This window comes from Psychrobacter sp. P2G3 (genome assembly GCF_001593285.1).
GTDB lineage: Bacteria > Pseudomonadota > Gammaproteobacteria > Pseudomonadales > Moraxellaceae > Psychrobacter.
The window spans coordinates 293,982-313,596 of sequence record NZ_CP012529.1 but is presented as its reverse complement, the minus strand read 5'-3'; the positions used below and the strand labels follow the sequence as shown (position 1 = coordinate 313,596).

Below are 19,615 nucleotides of genomic sequence, written 5' to 3'. Positions count from 1 at the left end.
TACTATAATAGTCACTATAACTATTGCCATAAAAAACCCATTGTCATGACAACAATGGGTTGTTATTTAACAGTCAGTATTACCTATGCAAAAAGCCAGTTCCATTAAACCAGTTCTATTGCTTCAAAAAATTGGTTCCAGCAGTAGGATATTCTTTTTAAAGCACATTTATATTATTGTTCATTTTGCCAAAGCATTTCATTTGCATATAGTGCCTCAGCAGTTTCACGTTTGCGAATCAGCTGATGGCTATCACCTGCAACCATGACTTCACTTGCACGCGGACGTGAATTGTAGTTGCTGCTCATGGTAAAGCCATACGCCCCTGCACCAGTAATCGCTAAAATATCGCCAGTTGCGAGTGACAGTAAACGATCTTTTGCTAAGAAATCTCCAGTCTCACAAATCGCACCGACGATATCCCATGGCTGAGTTCCATCCGTGTCGACACCTTTGTTAGGTAATACGTTGGGAATTACTGCCATTTCAGCTTGATATAGCGCTGGACGAATCAAATCATTCATCGCAGCATCAACAATGGCAAAGTTCTTGTGTTCCGTAGGCTTTAGCACATCAACACGGGTAAGCAAAATACCCGCATTGGCAACCATACTGCGACCCGGCTCAAAGAACACTGTCTTGCCAAGCTCAATTAGTTTTGGTAATAAGGCTTGTGCAAAGTCATGGATAGAAACTGGCGATTCATCAATATAACGCACTCCTAAGCCACCGCCCAAATCAATATGACGCAGCTCAATACCTTTTTCGCGCAAGCTATGAACCAGCTCAATGACTTTATCTAAAGCAGCAATAAAGGGTTCGACTTCCGTTAATTGTGAGCCAATATGGCAGTCAATTCCAACGATATCGATATGCGATAAACCAGTAGCCTGCTCATACACCGCTACCGCTTGCTCATGGGCAATGCCAAACTTATTGTCTTTTAGACCAGTTGAGATGTAGGGATGGGTCTTGGCATCGACATCGGGATTGACCCGTAGCGATATCGGTGCACGCTTATCAAGTTGCTGCGCTACCTCATTAATTAATGTTAATTCACTAATAGACTCAACGTTGAAGCAGCCAATACCTTGGGTTAATGCATATTCAATATCGCTTTTCGTTTTGCCAACTCCTGAAAACACGACTTTGTCGGCTTGTCCACCTGCTGCCAATACGCGCATAAGCTCACCGCGCGAGACAATATCAAATCCTGCGCCTGCTGCCGCGAGCACCCCTAACACAGCAAGGTTTGAGTTTGCTTTTACCGCATAGCAAATCTGATGATCAATCGCCGCAAAGCTGTCGCTATAGGCCTGATACACATCAAGTATTGCCTGCTGTGAGTATACGTAGCATGGCGTATCGTAGCGCTCTACCAACTCATTAATACTTACCTTCTCCATCCATAACTCATCTTGGTTATAGTGCAGTTCAGATAGATGGACGGTTAAGGCAGTAGGATCAACATACATTCCTTGCTCAGTATGGATAGTTACGCAGTCGGCTTGTAATTCAGAATCGCTCATATCGGGTTCTCTAATCTAATCAGGTTATCAATTTTGAAAGCATTAATTTAAAAGATTTAAGCTTAAAAGTGTTAATTTCAAAAGACTTAAGTTCAAAGGGAACAGAACTTCACTATTAAACTCTTCATTGGAAAAGGCGTCATTGGAAAAAATAAAACTAGTAATCGTTGGGATCGTTACTGGCAGCGGGCAGCACTTGCTGCTGCTCTAAGTAACTGCTCTTGTCATAGTTGTCATCACCGATATTAGCAAAGGCAGCATCTTGTGGGTGGCTGGTGCTATCTAGTTGATCTGAGGCTGGCAACTCTGCATTGCCTGCAACCGTCTGACTACTCGGCGCTGCTATATAAAGATCCCCTTTTTGTCCGCAACCCGACAATCCAAGCATAACAGCGCTGCCGATCATCAAAGTCCAGATAGCATGACGACCAGAGTTGGTAGATAAATTTTGAATGCGTTTAGTATCTAAAAAGCGGCGTATAGTAAACATATGGCAGATGACCTTGCAACGGTGAAGATGCTATACAAAGGATAGCTATAAGTGACTCGTTATAAACGAAGAATTATAAGTAAAAAGCGGCTAACTACTGATGACTAAAAATCGTTGAAATTCAGCACGCTCCAATCATAGCATTATTCAGTAAAGCTGTGCTCGCCTTGAGTTTTATTGACTGACAATTTTATCTATTTTTTGTCCAAATCAACCTAAAATATAAGCTTAATTTACATCTATCTTTTCGATTATTTCTAGTTTGTACCACGTTAGTTATTCTCAGCTTTAATATTTAAAAAGTGGTTAAAAGAGACGTTTAGAGTTGTACTGACAAACTTTCTTACAATTTTGATTACTACTAAACCTGCCTTTATAGCACTTGCTATAGCAACTGAAGCCCTATAGCTGTACTCGGTGAACAGTTGTTGTAGTGCCTTGACGAGCGCCAATCTTTAACCTTATAGTTATCGTGGTGTAGTACTAAGAATGTGTTACATTATATTCAGACCGTATGGCTGTAATAATGCTTTAGCGTGTAGCTCACAGATACGCTAGCATGCGAAACACAGAAAATTATAGCCCAAGATGATCAGCAAATCAGCGACCTTCTTGTTTGACAGGTGTCAACATAGGTGTAGCTAGTTTGTGTTTATTTAACGAGTGGTAATCCTATTGATTCACTACTTGCTTGATAAACATAGCAACACCTCCTCATTAAAAATAATCTAAGGATAGAGCATGAGCGACAGCGCCATTAATCCCGCTTTTAACGATGAAAATACTACGACATCAACATTGACTAACCCCACCTTGGTACTTAACTGTGGTTCGTCTTCTATCAAATATGCATTAATCAGCGAAGATGAATCAACCCGTATCACTGGTCTGGCCGAAAACCTAGGTCTGGATACTGCCCGTATTAAACACAATACGTTAGATGGCAAAAAGCTTGAAATTGCCATTGCAGGTGGTCGTCATGAATTAGCCTTACAAAAAATCCTTGAGCTACTTGAGCAGTATCACTTCATTGCAGTCGGTCATCGCGTGGTTCATGGTGGCCGTGAATATTCAGAAGCTGTTCGTGTGAACGAGCATGTGCTATCAGAAGTAAAACGCCTAAAAGTATTAGCACCGCTACATAATCCTGCCAACGCGCTTGGCATTGAAGCTGTGCAAGCTATCTATCCTGAAATTCCACAAGTCGTCGTATTTGACACTGCCTTTCACCAAACTATGCCGCCAGTTGCCTTCCGTTATCCGCTGCCGAAATCATTATATGAAGACCACAAAATTCGTCGTTATGGATTCCATGGTACTTCGCATGCTTACGTCTCAGAACGTGCTAGCCAGATTACAGATGCCAAAGGCCCTCATGGTTGGTTAACCGCACACTTAGGCAATGGTTGCTCTGCGACCGCCGTCTATGATGGCAAAAGCTTGGATACCAGTATGGGACTAACACCGCTTGAAGGCCTGATGATGGGTACGCGTAGCGGTGATGTTGATCCAAGCTTACATATTCATTTAAAGCGTCAGCTTGGTTTGAGCTTAGAAGAGATTGATAAGATGCTCAACAGCGAAAGTGGTCTGCTCGGTATCTCAGGATTATCTAATGACTTACGTACCATCGAGGAAGCGGCCAACGAAGGCCATAAAGATGCGCAGCTTGCCATTGAGATGTTCTGTTATCGCGTTGGTAAATATCTAGCCAGCCTAAGCTGTGCGCTACCTGACTTTACTGGTATTGTCTTCACTGGTGGTATTGGTGAAAACTCAAAAACTACTCGTGCACGCATCTTAGATGTCATGCGTCATTTCGGTATTAAGTTTGATGCCGACAAAAACGCAAGCCTAGTCGGTGGTAGCGAAGGTAGCTTCCATAGCGATGATAGCAGCATTGAGCTTTGGGTTGTGCCAACCGATGAAGAGTGCCGTATTGCGCAAGAGACCCGCCTAGCGCTAGGCCTTGCTTAAAAAGGAGACTGCTTCTACGAGAAGTAAGCGCTTTTTATGACTTCCTAAAGGATTTAATAAACCTCCTTAAGGATATAATAAATAAATAGTAGGATACGCTATGCAAACCATATTACTTGTTCCTATCAGTCGCGGTATCGGTGTGACATCAGCGGCACTAGGCCTGATCCGCGCATTAGATTATAACGGTATCAAAGCTGGCTTTATGAAGCCTTTTTTGCAAGATGATACGCTCGATAAACAAAATAGCTTGGACAGCTCAAGCGCATTGACCATGCATGCGTTTGGCCTAACCCCGCCTAAGTCTATCAACCGTCAGCGCGTTGAGCGTATGATTGGTGATGGTAACCTTGATGACTTGATGGAAGAAGTGGTCATTAATTATCACACTATTGGCGGTGATCAGGATGTTGTCATCTGCGAAGGCTTGGTCTCGACGACTGAAGCCTCTTATGCCGCGCAAATTAACCGTGCTATCGCCCATGCACTTGATGCCAAAATCATCTTCGTCAGTACGGCTGATACCAAAAACCCTGCCCATCTTGCTGACAAGCTTGATATGCATGCGCGTGAGTTTGGCGGTATCGCAAGCGAGCGTACCTTGGGCTGCATCTTGATGCGCGTCGATGTGCCAAATACCTTTGATAATCAACCAGTTGCTCCTGGTGAAGCTGTCTTTACCCTTGATAAGAGCTTCATTCAAGAAGTACAGCGTTTGTCACCACATTTCGACACCGAGCAATTTCGCTTAATCGGTGTCGTGCCATTTAGCGATTCGTTATCGGTACCTCGTACTTGGGATATCGCTGCTGAGCTTGATGCTACTTGGTTGAACGTGGGCGAAGCTAAAACGCGCCGAATTAATCATATTAGTTTAACGGCTCGCTCAATTGCACGTGTCGATGAAGTCTTCAATCGTGGCACTTTGATTGTCGTACCAGGCGACCGTGATGACTTATTATTGGCGGCGGCTTTGGCCTGTATTAATGGCGTTCCATTAGCAGGTTTAGTATTAACGGGCGGTGTCATGCCGAACGAGACCGTCACTGAATTATGGCAATCTGCACTCAAAACGGGCATTCCTGTCATGAGTGTCGAGACGGATAGCTACGAGACAGTACAGAACCTCATGCATATGAGCGCTGAGATTCCAAGTGATGATACCGAGCGCGCGTTAGACGTTACCCGTTATGTAGCGGCGCATTTGGACTTAAGTTGGATTAAAGAGCAGTTCAGTGGTGATCATAAACCGCGTTTATCTCCAGCGGCTTTTCGTCATCAAGTTGTCTTAAAAGCACAAAATGCTAAAAAGCGTGTGGTACTGCCAGAAGGCTCGGAACCACGTACTGTAGAAGCAGCATGTATCTGCCAAAGCCGCGGTATCGCAAACTGTGTACTATTGGCTAAGCGCGAAGATGTCGAACAAGTCGCCAAAAACCGCGATTTAATCTTGCCAGAAGGGCTTGAGATTATCGATCCTGATACGCTCGATATGAGTAAATATATCGCGGCGGTCGTTGAACGCCGTAAAGGTAAAACCACCGCAGACGTGGCTGCTGAATATCTGCAAGATACAGTTTATTTAGGCACGATCATGCTGCAGATGGATGAAGTCGATGGTCTAGTCTCTGGTGCGATTCATACTACTGCCAACACGGTACGCCCTGCATTTCAGCTGATTAAGACGGCACCGCAGTACTCATTAGTATCGTCGATCTTCTTTATGCTATTGCCTGAGCAAGTCGTTGTCTATGGTGACTGTGCCATTAACCCAGACCCAACCGCTGAGGAATTGGCTGAGATTGCTATCCAGTCTGCGCAATCTGCCGCAGCATTCGGTATCGAGCCAAAAGTTGCTATGATTAGCTATTCAACCGGTGCATCGGGTACGGGTGCTGATGTTGAAAAAGTCACTCGCGCCACGGAGATCGTTCGCGAACGCGCCCCCAATCTCGCTGTTGATGGCCCATTGCAATATGACGCTGCTTCGGTCATGAGCGTTGGTAAGCAAAAAGCCCCAGACTCGCCAGTCGCTGGACAAGCTAATGTGTTTATCTTCCCAGACTTAAATACAGGCAACACTACTTATAAAGCGGTGCAACGTAGCGCCAATGTCATTAGTGTGGGTCCGATGCTCCAAGGTCTAAACAAGCCTGTCAACGATCTATCCCGTGGCGCGCTGATCGATGATATCGTCTACACCATCGCTCTGACCGCTATTCAAGCACATAGCGACCTGATTTAATTATCTAAACACACGCTTAAAAGCCTTATTTTATTCAACCGACTATTTTTATTCAGCCGATTATCGTCATGATGGTCGGTTTTTTTATTGCTTTTAATGACAAGTACGCACCTGCCCATTACAATCGTGCTTTAATATGCTGAATCAATACAAACTTATCTACAGGTAACAATCTCAATTATTATGCCGCACTCAGCTCAAGCCACTGATATAAACTCTGATTTAAAAAATGATATTAGCTCAGCTGATAAAGAGGCTGCACCTGCTATTCGTGCTTATCTCGGTGGCTCATTTGATCCGGTACATGAAGGTCATTTGCAAATGGCGATGCATGTCTATCAGGATTTATTACCGATAGCTGAGGAGCAACAGCGCAAACTGCATGTGTCATTGCTACCCAATGCGCGCTCGCCTTTTAAAGACGAAAGCACCAATCCTGAGCATCGCTTAACCATGTTAAAACTGGCTACGCAAAATACACCGCTAAAGATTAGTGAGCTTGAGCTATGGCAAACGCCGCCCGTCTATACAATCAATAGTGTGCAGACATTACGTGAGCGCTACCCCAATGACTGCTTGATATTTATCATGGGTATGGACAGCGCGCGTAGTTTGGATAAATGGAAAGATGGTTTACAACTGACAGATTATGTAAACCTTTGGATTTTTAACCGTTTTAGCATTGCTGAAACAAACAGCACTGACGAAAATGAAAATCTCATTGATAAGAATTCAATAGCGCAACACTCCACTGTCCTACAACCTCAGCTAGTGGCCCAACTCCCCTCTCAACTGCAAGATTTAATCACCAATTCGCCTACTGAATTGATAACGCCAACTGCGCAAACACTTTCGAATAACGCTGTCTTGAAAAACAGCAATCAAGGACGCATTTACATAGACCCGCGCCCTGTCGTAGCCGTATCAAGTACGCAAATACGCCAGCAACTACCGCACCAGAAATTACAAAACACGGAAAATCGATTAAATATAATGCCCATAGCCGAAACGCAAATCACATCTGTACAGCCAATAAATGATATCATGAGCAATACTGAATCCAATCCATTAGCTAAATGGCTAAATCCTGCTGTTTATCAATATATTATCGCCCATCAGCTATATTCTGCTGCTCAATTCCGTTAAAATCATCTTATCTTTGTCATTTTGCATATCCTATCTCTATTTACGACTGGCTATATATGACCAGTTAGCGGCTGCAAACTGACGATTTACCACTTTATTTTTAATATTTACGATTCAAGAGATTAAAATTTATGATCAACACCATGACTGACGAACGCTTAAAAGAGTGCTTAACCGTTGTCGAAAGCGCTTTAGAAGATATGAAAGCTAAGAACATCACTGTAATAAATGTAGAAGATTTGACTGATGTAATGGAACGCATTGTGATCGCTGAAGGTACGTCTAAGCGTCATGTCCGCGCGATGGCTGATAGCGTCGGTGCTGAAGCTAAGCAAGCTGACTTTATGCCACTTGGTCGTGAAGGCGGCACAGACTCTGACTGGACTTTGATTGATTTGGGCTCTGTCGTCGTGCACATGATGACCCCGCAAGCGCGTGAGTTCTATGACTTAGAAGGTCTATGGTCATCACCTGAGCAATTGGCTGAGCTGGTCGCCACGCCACGTGAAAAGAAAACAGCCGGTCGCCGCAATAAAAATAAATAAGATTGTTAATTGCGATAATCGTCAAACATTGAAAAAACTACTATTAAAAAGACCAGATATCTATTCTGGTCTTTTTTTGTTTAAATTTTAAGATGTTGATAAATTTTAAAATACTAAGACCGTATAATCAGATAAATGATTAAGCTAAGATAATACCAATCATTAATACCCAGCATTAATGCCAGCAATGACATAACCACTCGCCTAATAACTCCCTATAGATTAGGAAAATTCATGAGCATACAATCGATAGAATATTCTACCCAAAACAACAAAGCTGACTTTAACCAAGATCTGCCCCTACATATCGCCAACTTAACCTGCGTGCGTGCTGGCAAAGCCATGCCATTCGCGCGTGAGCAGATGAGCGCTATTGATAAAGCGCCGATTAAAGCACCCGTTGCCATCAACTTTATGGGTTTGACCACCGATGAACAAGCGGATCGACGTCATCATGGTGGCCCGCTAAAAGCTGTGCATCAACTGCCACCTGCTAGTTATGAAAAGATTAATGCAGAATTCAACTTAAAAGTGCGCATCGGCACACTGGGTGAAAATCTGACCACCGAAGCTGTAGATGGTCTGCCAGAGATGGATGAGTCCATCGTTTGTATTGGTGACGTTTTTCAGTATAGCGATATCGACAATAGTAATAGCGTGCAATTACGCATCGTACAACCGCGTCGTCCCTGCTATAAAATTAATGACCAAATCGGACAGTTTACCAAAGTACCGAACATCGCCGCTTGGGTCAGCAAACAAGGTATCGCTGGTTGGTATTTCCAAGTGGTACGCGACGGCATGATTGACGCTGACTTGCCTGTGTATTTAATCGAACGTCCTTATCCGTTCGCCACCCTTGAAAAGCTGTGGCAACTGTCGAATGCAAAAGAAAAGTTCGATGCTGAGGTGATTGAACCTTGGCTAGCGATTGAGTGTTTGGAGGATAGTTGGAAAACCGTTTTGGCTAAAAAGATCCGGAAGGATTAAACAGATTTTCTAAGAAAAAACCTTTAATATCATTTCCCAAATTAAAGCTAAAAATTTGATTAATCTCTTAACATTTATAATAGTGATTTCAAATAAGTTATAACAATAGTTAAAAGTCTTTTTTGCGTAAAACTGACTGCATAGTGAGTATGTTTGCGCATTAAATATTTGGCTCTCAAAGAGGATTGTATGAGCGAAAAAACTGAGAGCATCAGCTACCTGCAAGCGATAGCGATTAGCGTAGGGGCGATTATAGGATGGGGTGCTTATGTGATGCCTGGCGATTTATTTTTGCCGCAGTCGCAGCTATTAGGCTCTTCTGTCGCCATCATCATTGGTACTTTAGCCATCTATATGGTCGCGCAAGCCTATATTAATTTATTGACCCAAACGCCAGAAAACGAATCAGGCGGTATCTATTGGATTGAAAAATACATCAGTAGAAAACACGCATATATTTATGGTTGGGGCGTGGCAATAGGTTATATCTCTATCGTGGCGCTCAACATATCAGCCGTCGCATTGCTACTAAGGTATTTATTGCCCAGTAGCTTACAGATAGGCTATCTGTACACGATTGCTGGTTGGGAGGTCTACGCCAGTGAAGTATTCTTATGTAGTGCTGCCATCATTTTATTTAGCTATATCAATTTGCGCGGGGTACAGGTCGGCGCCAAAATCCAATTGTATATTGCCCTGTTTATGATTGTGTCAGTCACTGCACTGTTTTTCGGCTCGCTTTGGGCGACTCCGGCGACCCAAACCTTTTTGCCCACTGATATGCAAAGTAGCTCCATCACCAGTTTGGCATGGTTACCTATTCTTGCCGTCATGCCTTGGGCATACGTCGGATTCGAGACCACACCGCAGATATCCAAATCTATTAGTGATTCGAAAACCAAGACCAAAAGCATTATTTTAATTTCGCTTATCGCTGGTGTTTTATTCTATTTTTTGATCAATTATTTTACTGCCTTAAATATGAATTTTGATTATCAAGCGATCAAAGATAGCAATTGGGCTACTGGTGAGGGGATAGATAATCGTATTGGTAGCATTGGCATTTGGCTACTGTCCATCGCTATGATTGGCTCCATCCTTAGCGGTATCAATGGCTTTATACTATCCTCAGTCAAGCTATTAGAATCTATGGGCGATTCGTCTTTATTACCCAGTATTTTTACCGATAAAAACCATCATTTTAGTAAGACTAAAACCGTAGTACTGATCGCTGTAGTTTGCCTGTTTTCTCCTTGGCTGGGTAGAAACTATCTACTTGATATCGTCAGTATGGCATCGCTGGGTATTACCGTCGGCTTCGCTTATGTGACGTCAGCAGATTTGATTAATGAGCGCAGAAAAAATCAGGCTGGTCTGTTAAATTATCTCGCAGTCTTGGTCAGCATCATCTTTATATCGCTGTTGCTACTGCCCTTCTCACCTGCTGCTTTATCGTTGAATGCTTATATATTATTGGCGGTATTTATCATTTTAGGTGCGATTGGTTATAAGAGGATAATTCCTATTAGTAGCGTCAGTCTTGGTTAAAAATAGTGGCGGTTATGAGTAATAATATAGGCGGTTTAAAATTAAACAGATATAAAGATTAAAACGCACGACTGTTATAGTTTTTTCCTATTTATTTAATAGTACTCCCTTCAATACAGAGCATTTCATGGCAAAAAATATTACCTCTTTAGTATTAACATCAGTATTAACATCGTTCATGACATTTTCATTCATCGGCTGCGTCGCAACATCGACGCCGCGTTATATTATCGACAGTGAAACCTATCAAGCCCAAGGCAAAAGTGAGCGCATCAAAACCATTGTCCTGCACTATACGGTCTCAGATAATGACCGATCGATAAAAACATTAACCACTGGTCAGGTCAGCTCGCACTACCTAATCTTATCCAACGACGACGATAAGATTTATAACTTGGTGCCAGAAAGCGAACGCGCTTGGCATGCGGGTAACAGTGGGTTTGCAGGTAGAACCATCCTCAACGACACCTCTATCGGCATCGAAATTGTCAATGCTGGCATTAAACCTGAATATCGAGACGCGCTCAGGAATAGCGAGCTAGAATACCGTCCTTATGAGCACTACGTGGAATTTGATGAGTTGCAGATTAAAAAGGTCGCGCAGCTGGTGCAAGATTTGGCAAAAAGATATGACATCTCTCCAAAAAACATCGTTGGTCACTCTGATATAGCGCCGTCACGCAAAATCGACCCCGGTGCCAAGTTCCCTTGGAAACGACTGTATTTCGAGTACGGTATTGGCGCTTGGTATGATGAATTTGATAAGCAATTTATTATGAATCAAGACGAGTTTGCAGCAGCAACGATACCTGAGATTAAGCAAGCCTTTCGTGATTACGGTTATCAAATCAACGATAGCGATGAATGGGATAAAGCCAGTCGTAATGTGGTTTATGCGTTTCAATTGCATTTCAGACCGCTGCGTCCAACGGGCGAGCTAGATTTAGAAACTTATGCTATTTTAAAGGCACTCAATAAGAAGTATGCTGGTCGTGATGACTTTTATTAAGATTGGTTTCTAGAAAAAACCCTAGTTTTAAAACCTTTGCAAAACGATGTTTGTTAATCGATATTTGCTAATGAGGTATCTTATGACGCTACGTATTCACGCTCTATTCCACACCGATTATGAAGACTTTAACTTCATCAAGCAGTGGGCAAATAGTCACAATCATACTCTTAATGTCAGTCGTTCTTACGATGATGATGCCCTGCCAGCGCTAGAAAGCTTTGATTGGCTGATTGTGATGGGTGGACCGATGAGCGTCCATGACGAGGAAAAGCACCCTTGGCTCATCGCAGAAAAACGCCTAATTAATCAAAGTATCGATGCTGGCAAAACGGTCATCGGTATTTGCTTAGGGGCGCAGCTTATCGCCCATTGTTTGGGTGCTAGCGTGCAGCCGTCTGGGGTAAAAGAAATCGGTTGGTTACCAATTCGACTGACGCCCGCAGGTCAGGCGCATCCTCTATTACAAGATTTGCCCAAGCAGGATTTTACCGTGTTTCACTTTCATGGTGACGGTTTTGACTGTCCAAAAGGTGCTAGCATTATTGCATCGACGGATGCTTGGGCGAATCAAGGCTTTGTCTATCAAACGCCGCTGCATAAAGAGCTAGGTACTTGGATACTGGCGTGGCAGTGTCACTTCGAAGTGACCAAAGAGAGCCTTGCCAAGATGGTAGTAAATGGCAATAACGCCATTCAAAGTGGACTGAAAGATTATCCAATCACCGTACAATCACCCGCTGAGATCATCGCGCTGGGTGATAAATATATCGAAGCAAATAACGCAATGCTATCCGCTATGCTAAATCGGATAGCTGCAAACTGAATAGTAAGGAGAATAAATCATGAGTGACTCACAACCTAACGAACAAGACGAGCTTCAAAAGTATTTAGAAGAAAAAGCCAGACAAGAGCAGGAGCAGGAAAAGCAGAAAGAACAAGAAGCTAAGCAGCTTTCTGCGTATGACGCTTGTGTGTTAAAAGAAAGTGCTAAGATTCATGAGTTGATTGCTGAGGCTCAGAAGGGTTCAGAGAATAAGTAATCGATTGAAAAGCTTTTCTATGCGTTAATCACTTGTTTACCATGAAATCTAACCCCAAACACAAAAAAGGTGAGCTTTACGCTCACCTTCTTATTTAAAAAAACAGCTGTCTAAAACTATAAGCAATTGCTAGAGATTTGAGTAACGAGGAAAACATGCGCAAGCACTACATATCGTAAGCTCAGCAGGTTTGACGACGCTAATCAAGCCTTTAGGTTTACGACTAACGCAACCAAGCCCGCGCATTACGGAACATACGCATCCACGCGCCGTCCTCGTCCCATTCTTCTGGTTTCCAGCTGTGATTGTAGGCACGTAACGTACGCTCAGGATGCGGCATCATAAGAGTGACGCGACCGTCGGTGCTACACAGACCCGTGACACCGCCGAGCGAACCGTTTGGATTGAGCGGATAGGTCTCGGTTGGATGACCTTGGCTATCGACATAACGCATGGCGAGCTGACCGTGTTTTGCCATACCGTCGATCTCGGTGTTGTCCAGCGTGGCGTAGCCTTCACCGTGCGCCACAGCGATAGGTAAGATGCTGTCTTGCATGCCTTTGAACAGGATGGATTTGGTACGCTCGACTTTGACGTTGACGGTACGCGCTTCAAAACGCGCCGACTGGTTGGCGATGAAGCGAGGGAAGTTCTCTGCGCCGGGGATTAAATCTTTGAGCTGCGCCATCATCTGACAACCGTTACAGACACCAAGTGAGAAGGTGTCAGGACGAGCAAAGAAGCGCACAAACTGCATGCGCAACTCGTCATGGAACAAAATAGAGTTCGCCCAGCCAGAGCCTGCGCCCAGTACGTCACCGTAGCTAAAGCCACCACAAGCGACCAGACCGTCGAAGTCACGTAGATTGATGCGACCTTCAAGCAAATCGCTCATATGCACGTCAACTGCTTCAAAGCCAGCTTGCGTAAAGCCTGCTGCCATCTCTGACTGACCGTTGACGCCTTGCTCACGCAGGATAGCGACTCTTGGTTTGTTTTCACGGCTGTTTAGATACGGTTCTTCAACTTTCTGATTGAGGTCAAAGTTTGGTGCAGCGATAAGACCTTGATAGCTCGCATCAGCAATCAAGTCATACTCTTGTTGGACGCAAGCTGGGTTGTCACGGCGACGCGCGATTTGATAGCTGACCTGACTCCATTCTTGTTGCAACTCAGAACGCTTAAAGCGTAGAGTATCGTCACCCATGAGTGTTGGCGTTTGGATGATTAAGCTGTCTTCTTCCGAGCTTTGACCAACGAGGCTCATCATGTCGCTGACGTTAAACTCTTCTGCCAGTTGCATTAACGCGGCGACGTTTTCTGGTAATACTTGGATGACTGCGCCTAGCTCTTCACTGAATAATTGACCGAGCAAATTATCATCGGTCAATGACAGCTTGATACCTTGGCGGCTAGTGAATTGCATCTCAGCGATAGTCGCGAGTAGTCCACCATCACCGATATCGTGATAGGCGCTGATGACGCTTTGTTCGTTGCCCGCTTGGATAAAGTTAAAGAAGTCGATCAAGTCGCTTGGCTGCGCTAAATCTGGGCAGTCGTTACCTAATTGGCTAAGCGTTTGCGCAAGGATTGAACCGCCCAAACGCAATTGACCTTTAGATAAATCAATACGGTAGAAGGCGCTATCACCATTGATTAGCTCAGGCGTTAAAGTTTTTGCCACATCAACGACAGGCGCAAATGCTGTAATCACTAGGCTCATTGGCGACACGACTGATTTGTCTTGGTTTTGATTATTAGCGTCTTCGTCACTCCAGTTGGCACGCATCGATAGCGAATCTTTACCGACGGGAATAGCGATACCAAGTGCTGGGCATAGCTCTTCACCAACCGTATGCACCGCGTCAAATAATGCAGCATCTTCTACGTCTTCACCACAGGCTGCCATCCAGTTCGCTGACATCGTAATATCAGATAACTGAGTAATACGCGCACCGGCGATATTGGTTATCGCTTCACCGACTGCGAGTCGTGCAGAAGCTTTTGGACTAATCAGCGCAACAGGCGTACGCTCACCGACACTCATCGCTTCACCCGTCATGACTTGACCGTCAAGCGCAATCAAGCCTGACGCCGTAACAGCGCAATCTGCGACGGGGACTTGGTAACGACCAACATATTGATCACGCACCACCATACCCGTGATAGAGCGGTCACCAATGCTAATGAGGAATGACTTGCTCGCGACGGTAGGATGACGTAATACATCCTTGATAGATTCTTTTAGGTCAAAGTCATTAAGCTCAAGCGGTAGCAACTCGTTCGCTTGTACGTTAAAGCTACGCTGCATCTGCGGCGTACCACCGAGCAATACTTGCATCGGCATATCGACTGGCTGCTCAGGGAGCAATTCGTCATTAACGACGAGCTGACGCACTTCAGTAGCTTCCCCTAAGATGGCATATGGGCAACGCTCACGAGCACAGATGGCATCGAACTGATCTTTGCTTTCAGGACGAATCGCCAATACGTAACGCTCTTGCGCTTCGTTTGACCAAATCGCCATTGGTGACATGCCCGCTTCTAACGACGGAATCTTACGTAGATTGAGCACCGCGCCCATTTCATGGTCATTGACCAGTTCTGGCATGGCATTGGATAGACCGCCTGCCCCGACGTCATGTAATGAGACGATTGGGTTGCCGTCTTTACTGTTGTTGCTTACATCAATATCGTTACCCGCTAGTGCCCAGCAGCGATCGAGAACCTCTTGACAGCGACGCTCCATCTCAGCGTTATCACGCTGAACTGAGGCAAAGTCTAAACCTTCATCGAGTGAGCCGCTATCGACCGAAGATGCCGCACCGCCACCAAGACCAATTTGCATCGCAGGGCCACCAAGGACGATGAGTAAATCGCCTTGGCGAATCGAATTTTTTTCAATCAGGTTGCGTTTGATATTGCCGTAACCACCTGCCAGCATGATAGGCTTATGATAGCCGCGCATCTCGCTGCCGTCTTTTACCGCTGAAGTATCCAATTGGAAACTACGGAAATAACCGCAAAGGTTTGGACGACCAAATTCGTTAGAGAAATTGGCTGAGCCGAGTGGCGCTTCAGTCATAATCTCAAGACTGGTTGCCATACGATCCGGCGTACCATAAGCCTGAGTACTCAGTTGACCTGACTGCTCCCATTTTTCAGCAAGCTCTGGAATATGCAAATGTGATACGTGAAAGCCTGTCAGACCTGCTTTGGGTTTACCACCACGGCCTGTTGCGCCTTCATCACGAATCTCACCACCAGCACCTGTTGCAGCACCGGCATAAGGGGCAATCGCCGTTGGATGGTTATGGGTTTCGACTTTCATTAAGATATCGATTTCTTCTTGATGAAAATTGTAAGGATGCGCAGAATTAGGATCTTGAGCGTCAGTAGGAATCGAGTAAAAACGCATTCCCTCCGACCCTGCCATTACTGCCGCATTATCTTTATAAGCAGATAAAATGCCTTGTGGATTGGCTTTATAAGTATTCTTAATCATTTGGAACAGTGACTTTGGCTGTACTTCTCCATCGACCGTCCATTCAGCGTTGAAAATCTTGTGACGGCAATGCTCTGAGTTTGCTTGTGCAAACATCATTAGCTCAACGTCCGTTGGATTACGCTTGAGCTCATTGACGTAAGCATTCATTAGATAATCAATGTCTTCGCTCGATAGCGCAAAACCAAACTCTGTATTGGCCGATTCTAATGCTGACTGACCTTGTCCAATCACATCAATATGATTAAGCGACGCTGGTTGCTCATCATCGAACAATTTATTCACGTCATTTAAATCATAAACCAAGCTCTGAGTCATACGATCAAACAATAATTGCTCAGCGTTTACTGGCAGTTTCTCGCCTACTTCACCATCAAGGGTTAAGGTATAAACAATAACGCGCTCGACACGGTTAATCTCAATATCACAGTTATTAAAGATATCGGTCGCTTTACTTGCCCACGGCGAAATCGTACCAAAACGTGGGCTCACGATGACTTGTAATTGATTGTCTTGCGGGGCGGCAAGTTGGGTATCTTCTTTAATACCAAACAGGTCCAGCGCTTTTTTCTGCTCATCACCTTTTAGTTCTCGTGATAGCACATAAACTTGCTGAGTATTGATGTGGCTGACATTTAGCTCGGTTTTTTGCTGAAACTGACTGATGAGTTGCTGCGTCTGAAAATCGGTAAGAAACGGTTGTCCGGCGATAGTCATCATAAAGGCATAATCCGTAAGATCAAGGCATCTCTGCCATGCAAAGTAAATGGTCCGCGTATTATAACAAGAAGCCCCATAATAAGCAGGTATAAACCGCGATAAATTGCCTGTAGCTCCTATAAATTGAATGCAAATATGTTTTTTATACTAAGCCTTTTTATAGCAGCAAGCTTTTGACTGACTTGACACATTTTTTACTTAACACTTGTATACCTTACAAACGCTCACATCGTATTACGGGCAACCTATATAACTGGGCGGGTGCCTATCGTTATTCTACAACCAGCTAATAATTATAACGATTAACGGCGAGAGTCATTCAAAATAACTTGTAATTCAAAACAAGAAGCGCCCCATCAATTTAAAACCATCATAACTTTAATGTAATAAGGATATATTATGAGTAAGCAAGAACATATCGACAAGATTCAAGATGTGATCAAAGACGTAAAATTTGCCATGATGAGCACCGTGAATAGCAAAGGTGATATTCATGCTTGGCCAATGACGACTAGCGAGGCAAGCATCGGTGGTAAAGAGATTTGGTTCATCGGTGATAAAAAATCGGACGTGGTAAAAGATATTCAAGATAACCCGAAAATTGGTCTGTCTTATGCTTCCCAAGACGAAAAAGATTATGTCTCTATCAGTGCCAATGCAGAGTTGCCAACCGATAAAGACAAATTAGATGAGCTATGGTCACCAGTTTACAATGCATTCTTTGAGCATGGTAAAGAAGATGAGAACGTGCAGTTAATCAAAGTCGTACCACATGGTGTAGAGTGCTGGTTAAGCGGTAGTTCCACTGTCAATATGTTTAAAATGGCTGCTGCTGCCTTACAAGACGGCAAAACTGCTGAAAATATCGGCGAGCAGTTCTCAGTATCTTTGTAGTAAAAAAATATCTAGGATAAACCCATAAAGTAATTCAATAATTTCAAGCGTCAATAAGCATCCGTTTATTGGCGTTTTTTATATACCGAACTTCGATGATACTGTTCAATAAGATGGCCTATAAATACAAAATTACAAACCTTCACAGCGCATTACAGAGCACCTGTATAGTTCTATTAGCTGATTTAGCTATATTAATAACTGGTTATGGATTTATAAGAACTGTCGTTGAAGACAAGTAATGTTCATATAGTTGATTCACTATAGAATAAGCACAGTGCTACTAGGATAAATTTTGTGCAGCCTCTGTCTGCGCAGGCACAGCAAGCAAGGAAAATTTATACCAGTAGCGAGTTGTAATATTTGTATTTATTTTATTTAGGACTGACTATAACGTTTTGATTTATGTTGAAGTAGCTTTTTTAATGACTTTTAAACTCCGAAATTTTAAATAGTAAAGGATAACTATTATGAGTAAACAAGAGCAGATGGATAAACTCCAAGCGATGGTAAACGATATTAAATATACAATGATGACTACTCGTACTCATGAGGACCATCTACATTCTTGCCCGATGAATACCACCGAAACTAGCATCGGTGCTAAAGAGATTTGGTTTATCGGTCATAGTCCTTCTGAGACAGTCGATAATATTAAGAAGAATCCAGAAGTGAACCTGGCTTATGTCAGTCAAGATGACAAAAACTATTTATCTATCACTGGTAAAGCTGAGTTGGTAGAGGATAAAGAAAAACTTGATGAGCTGTGGTCAGTGCTGTACAACGCCTATTTTGAACAAGGCAAAGAAGATCCTAAAGTTCAGCTGATTAAAGTCGTCCCTCATGGTGCTGAATACTGGGCTAACGGTAATGCCATTGCTAGTGCCTTTAAAATGACAGCCGCTGCGGTAACAGATACCGCTATTGAGAAAAGCTTAGGTGAGAATTTTTCGATAGAGCTGTAATGTCTTAACAGTTAAGTGTGATAAATAAAAAAACGCCAGTGGCTAGATGCGACTGGCGTTTTTGTTTGTCTAAGTTTTATTCGAAAAGTAGCAATACTATGGGTTTAACCGCGAATTTAACCGCTCTGTTTAAGATAAGGCCATGCTGCCTTTAGATAAATGAACATTGACCATAAGGTTAAAATCACCGCTGCGACCATCAGACCATAACCAATAAGCTCAAGTGATTCCCAGTTTAATAAGAGCACCGTAATAGCTATCATCTGAAAGGTTGTTTTGAGCTTGCCAACGTAGGATACTGCCACACTGGTGCTTTTGCCCAGCTCTGCCATCCATTCACGTAATGCTGATACTGCAATCTCACGCGAGATAATCACAATTGCTGCTATTGCCATAATAATATTGGGATGCCATTGCACTAAGATAATAAGTGCTGCTGCGACCATCAGCTTATCAGCGACGGGATCTAAAAAACGCCCAAATGCTGACATTACGTTGAGCTTACGGGCAAAATAGCCATCAAGCCAATCGGTAATAGCAGCAATAATAAAGACGGCCGTCAATAGCAAATGTCGCAATAAGCTATCGCTGAACTCACTCATCCCTACCTGTGCGATGACGTTATTTGAAATCGCAGGCATGCCAATACCCATGGCTGGGGGCCAATAGGCAATCGCTACAAATAATGGAATCATCAAAATACGCGCAATAGTAAGATTATTGGGTAAATTAAAAATACTTTTATTATTTTGCGGCTGTAGCGGTTTTTGCGTATGCAGTTGTGTGCTTTCGGTCATGGCAAGCCTAGTTTGATATAGACATAAGAATGGTTGCTAGCTTAGCATTTTTCGCCCTTCTCGTCATGCCATCTTCTGCAAGTTAATAAATACTAACTAATTATCTAATTATTGTTCAAATGACTCGAAATTATTCTGAATAGAAAATTCTAAGCATGTTCATCATGATATAAAACTGTTTCAAAGTATGACATTGTATCAAAACACTCTTA

15 protein-coding genes are annotated in these 19,615 nt (G+C 43.5%); 11 read left to right on the top strand and 4 right to left on the bottom strand.

The features are described from left to right. Positions 1-173: 173 nt before the first annotated feature. Positions 174-1,529, bottom strand: coding sequence for a diaminopimelate decarboxylase (gene lysA, locus AK823_RS01330; protein WP_068325626.1), 1,356 nt, complete (start codon positions 1,527-1,529; stop codon positions 174-176). Between the two features lie 157 nt (positions 1,530-1,686). Further along, the gene (locus AK823_RS01325) at positions 1,687-2,019 is read right to left on the bottom strand and encodes a lipoprotein (RefSeq protein ID WP_068325623.1); all 333 of its coding nucleotides are present in this window, start codon (positions 2,017-2,019) and stop codon (positions 1,687-1,689) included. 741 nt (positions 2,020-2,760) lie between these two features. Here AK823_RS01325 and AK823_RS01315 point away from each other — a divergent pair. The 9 genes from AK823_RS01315 to AK823_RS01275 all read left to right on the top strand — a co-directional run bounded on the left by AK823_RS01315 (position 2,761) and on the right by AK823_RS01275 (position 12,522). Next, a complete protein-coding gene (locus AK823_RS01315) occupies positions 2,761-3,996 on the top strand; it encodes an acetate kinase (protein WP_068034058.1) in 1,236 nt (411 codons plus the stop codon). Positions 3,997-4,096: 100 nt separating this feature from the next. Next, complete coding sequence (gene pta, locus AK823_RS01310) at positions 4,097-6,241, top strand: phosphate acetyltransferase (protein WP_068325619.1); 2,145 nt, start codon at positions 4,097-4,099, stop codon at positions 6,239-6,241. A 183-nt stretch (positions 6,242-6,424) separates the two neighbouring features. After that, a complete protein-coding gene (locus tag AK823_RS01305; protein WP_068325617.1) occupies positions 6,425-7,387 on the top strand; it encodes a nicotinate-nicotinamide nucleotide adenylyltransferase in 963 nt (320 codons plus the stop codon). 131 nt (positions 7,388-7,518) lie between these two features. Further along, a complete protein-coding gene (rsfS, locus tag AK823_RS01300) occupies positions 7,519-7,932 on the top strand; it encodes a ribosome silencing factor (RefSeq protein ID WP_068325616.1) in 414 nt (137 codons plus the stop codon). 234 nt (positions 7,933-8,166) lie between these two features. Beyond that, positions 8,167-8,922: an MOSC domain-containing protein gene (locus AK823_RS01295; RefSeq protein ID WP_068325613.1), complete on the top strand. Its 756-nt coding sequence runs from the start codon at positions 8,167-8,169 to the stop codon at positions 8,920-8,922. A 189-nt stretch (positions 8,923-9,111) separates the two neighbouring features. Continuing rightward, complete coding sequence (locus AK823_RS01290; RefSeq protein ID WP_068325611.1) at positions 9,112-10,470, top strand: APC family permease; 1,359 nt, start codon at positions 9,112-9,114, stop codon at positions 10,468-10,470. Positions 10,471-10,597: 127 nt separating this feature from the next. Beyond that, positions 10,598-11,479 carry an N-acetylmuramoyl-L-alanine amidase gene (locus tag AK823_RS01285; protein ID WP_068325609.1) on the top strand — a complete coding sequence of 294 codons (882 nt, stop codon included), beginning with the start codon at positions 10,598-10,600 and terminating at the stop codon, positions 11,477-11,479. An 82-nt stretch (positions 11,480-11,561) separates the two neighbouring features. Continuing rightward, entirely contained in the window at positions 11,562-12,305 is a 744-nt protein-coding gene (locus AK823_RS01280; protein ID WP_068325607.1) for a type 1 glutamine amidotransferase, read from the top strand. A 19-nt stretch (positions 12,306-12,324) separates the two neighbouring features. After that, positions 12,325-12,522: a hypothetical protein gene (locus AK823_RS01275; protein ID WP_068325605.1), complete on the top strand. Its 198-nt coding sequence runs from the start codon at positions 12,325-12,327 to the stop codon at positions 12,520-12,522. A 223-nt stretch (positions 12,523-12,745) separates the two neighbouring features. On the opposite strand, the gene purL is transcribed toward AK823_RS01275, so the two are convergent. Further along, a complete protein-coding gene (purL, locus tag AK823_RS01270; protein WP_068325603.1) occupies positions 12,746-16,747 on the bottom strand; it encodes a phosphoribosylformylglycinamidine synthase in 4,002 nt (1,333 codons plus the stop codon). A 399-nt stretch (positions 16,748-17,146) separates the two neighbouring features. Between purL and AK823_RS01265 the strand changes: the two genes are divergently transcribed. Beyond that, on the top strand, positions 17,147-17,641 hold the full coding sequence (locus tag AK823_RS01265) for a pyridoxamine 5'-phosphate oxidase family protein (protein ID WP_068325601.1): 495 nt from the start codon (positions 17,147-17,149) through the stop codon (positions 17,639-17,641). Between the two features lie 470 nt (positions 17,642-18,111). Next, positions 18,112-18,606 (top strand): pyridoxamine 5'-phosphate oxidase family protein, encoded by a 495-nt coding sequence (locus AK823_RS01260; protein WP_068034029.1) that lies wholly within the window; start codon positions 18,112-18,114, stop codon positions 18,604-18,606. A 116-nt stretch (positions 18,607-18,722) separates the two neighbouring features. Here the strand turns inward: AK823_RS01260 and pgsA are convergent, their stop codons facing one another. After that, positions 18,723-19,403, bottom strand: a complete 681-nt coding sequence (gene pgsA / locus AK823_RS01255; protein ID WP_068034027.1) for a CDP-diacylglycerol--glycerol-3-phosphate 3-phosphatidyltransferase — start codon at positions 19,401-19,403, stop codon at positions 18,723-18,725. Positions 19,404-19,615 lie beyond the last annotated feature (212 nt).

Coding starts and splice junctions, on each gene's coding strand:
- AK823_RS01265 (WP_068325601.1), top strand. CDS start 17,147: ATGAGTAAGCAAGAACATATCGACAAGATTCAAGATGTGATCAAAGAC.
- pgsA (WP_068034027.1), bottom strand. CDS start 19,403: ATGACCGAAAGCACACAACTGCATACGCAAAAACCGCTACAGCCGCAA.
- purL (WP_068325603.1), bottom strand. CDS start 16,747: ATGATGACTATCGCCGGACAACCGTTTCTTACCGATTTTCAGACGCAG.
- AK823_RS01260 (WP_068034029.1), top strand. CDS start 18,112: ATGAGTAAACAAGAGCAGATGGATAAACTCCAAGCGATGGTAAACGAT.
- rsfS (WP_068325616.1), top strand. CDS start 7,519: ATGATCAACACCATGACTGACGAACGCTTAAAAGAGTGCTTAACCGTT.
- lysA (WP_068325626.1), bottom strand. CDS start 1,529: ATGAGCGATTCTGAATTACAAGCCGACTGCGTAACTATCCATACTGAG.
- AK823_RS01295 (WP_068325613.1), top strand. CDS start 8,167: ATGAGCATACAATCGATAGAATATTCTACCCAAAACAACAAAGCTGAC.
- AK823_RS01315 (WP_068034058.1), top strand. CDS start 2,761: ATGAGCGACAGCGCCATTAATCCCGCTTTTAACGATGAAAATACTACG.
- AK823_RS01325 (WP_068325623.1), bottom strand. CDS start 2,019: ATGTTTACTATACGCCGCTTTTTAGATACTAAACGCATTCAAAATTTA.
- AK823_RS01275 (WP_068325605.1), top strand. CDS start 12,325: ATGAGTGACTCACAACCTAACGAACAAGACGAGCTTCAAAAGTATTTA.
- pta (WP_068325619.1), top strand. CDS start 4,097: ATGCAAACCATATTACTTGTTCCTATCAGTCGCGGTATCGGTGTGACA.
- AK823_RS01280 (WP_068325607.1), top strand. CDS start 11,562: ATGACGCTACGTATTCACGCTCTATTCCACACCGATTATGAAGACTTT.
- AK823_RS01285 (WP_068325609.1), top strand. CDS start 10,598: ATGGCAAAAAATATTACCTCTTTAGTATTAACATCAGTATTAACATCG.
- AK823_RS01290 (WP_068325611.1), top strand. CDS start 9,112: ATGAGCGAAAAAACTGAGAGCATCAGCTACCTGCAAGCGATAGCGATT.
- AK823_RS01305 (WP_068325617.1), top strand. CDS start 6,425: ATGCCGCACTCAGCTCAAGCCACTGATATAAACTCTGATTTAAAAAAT.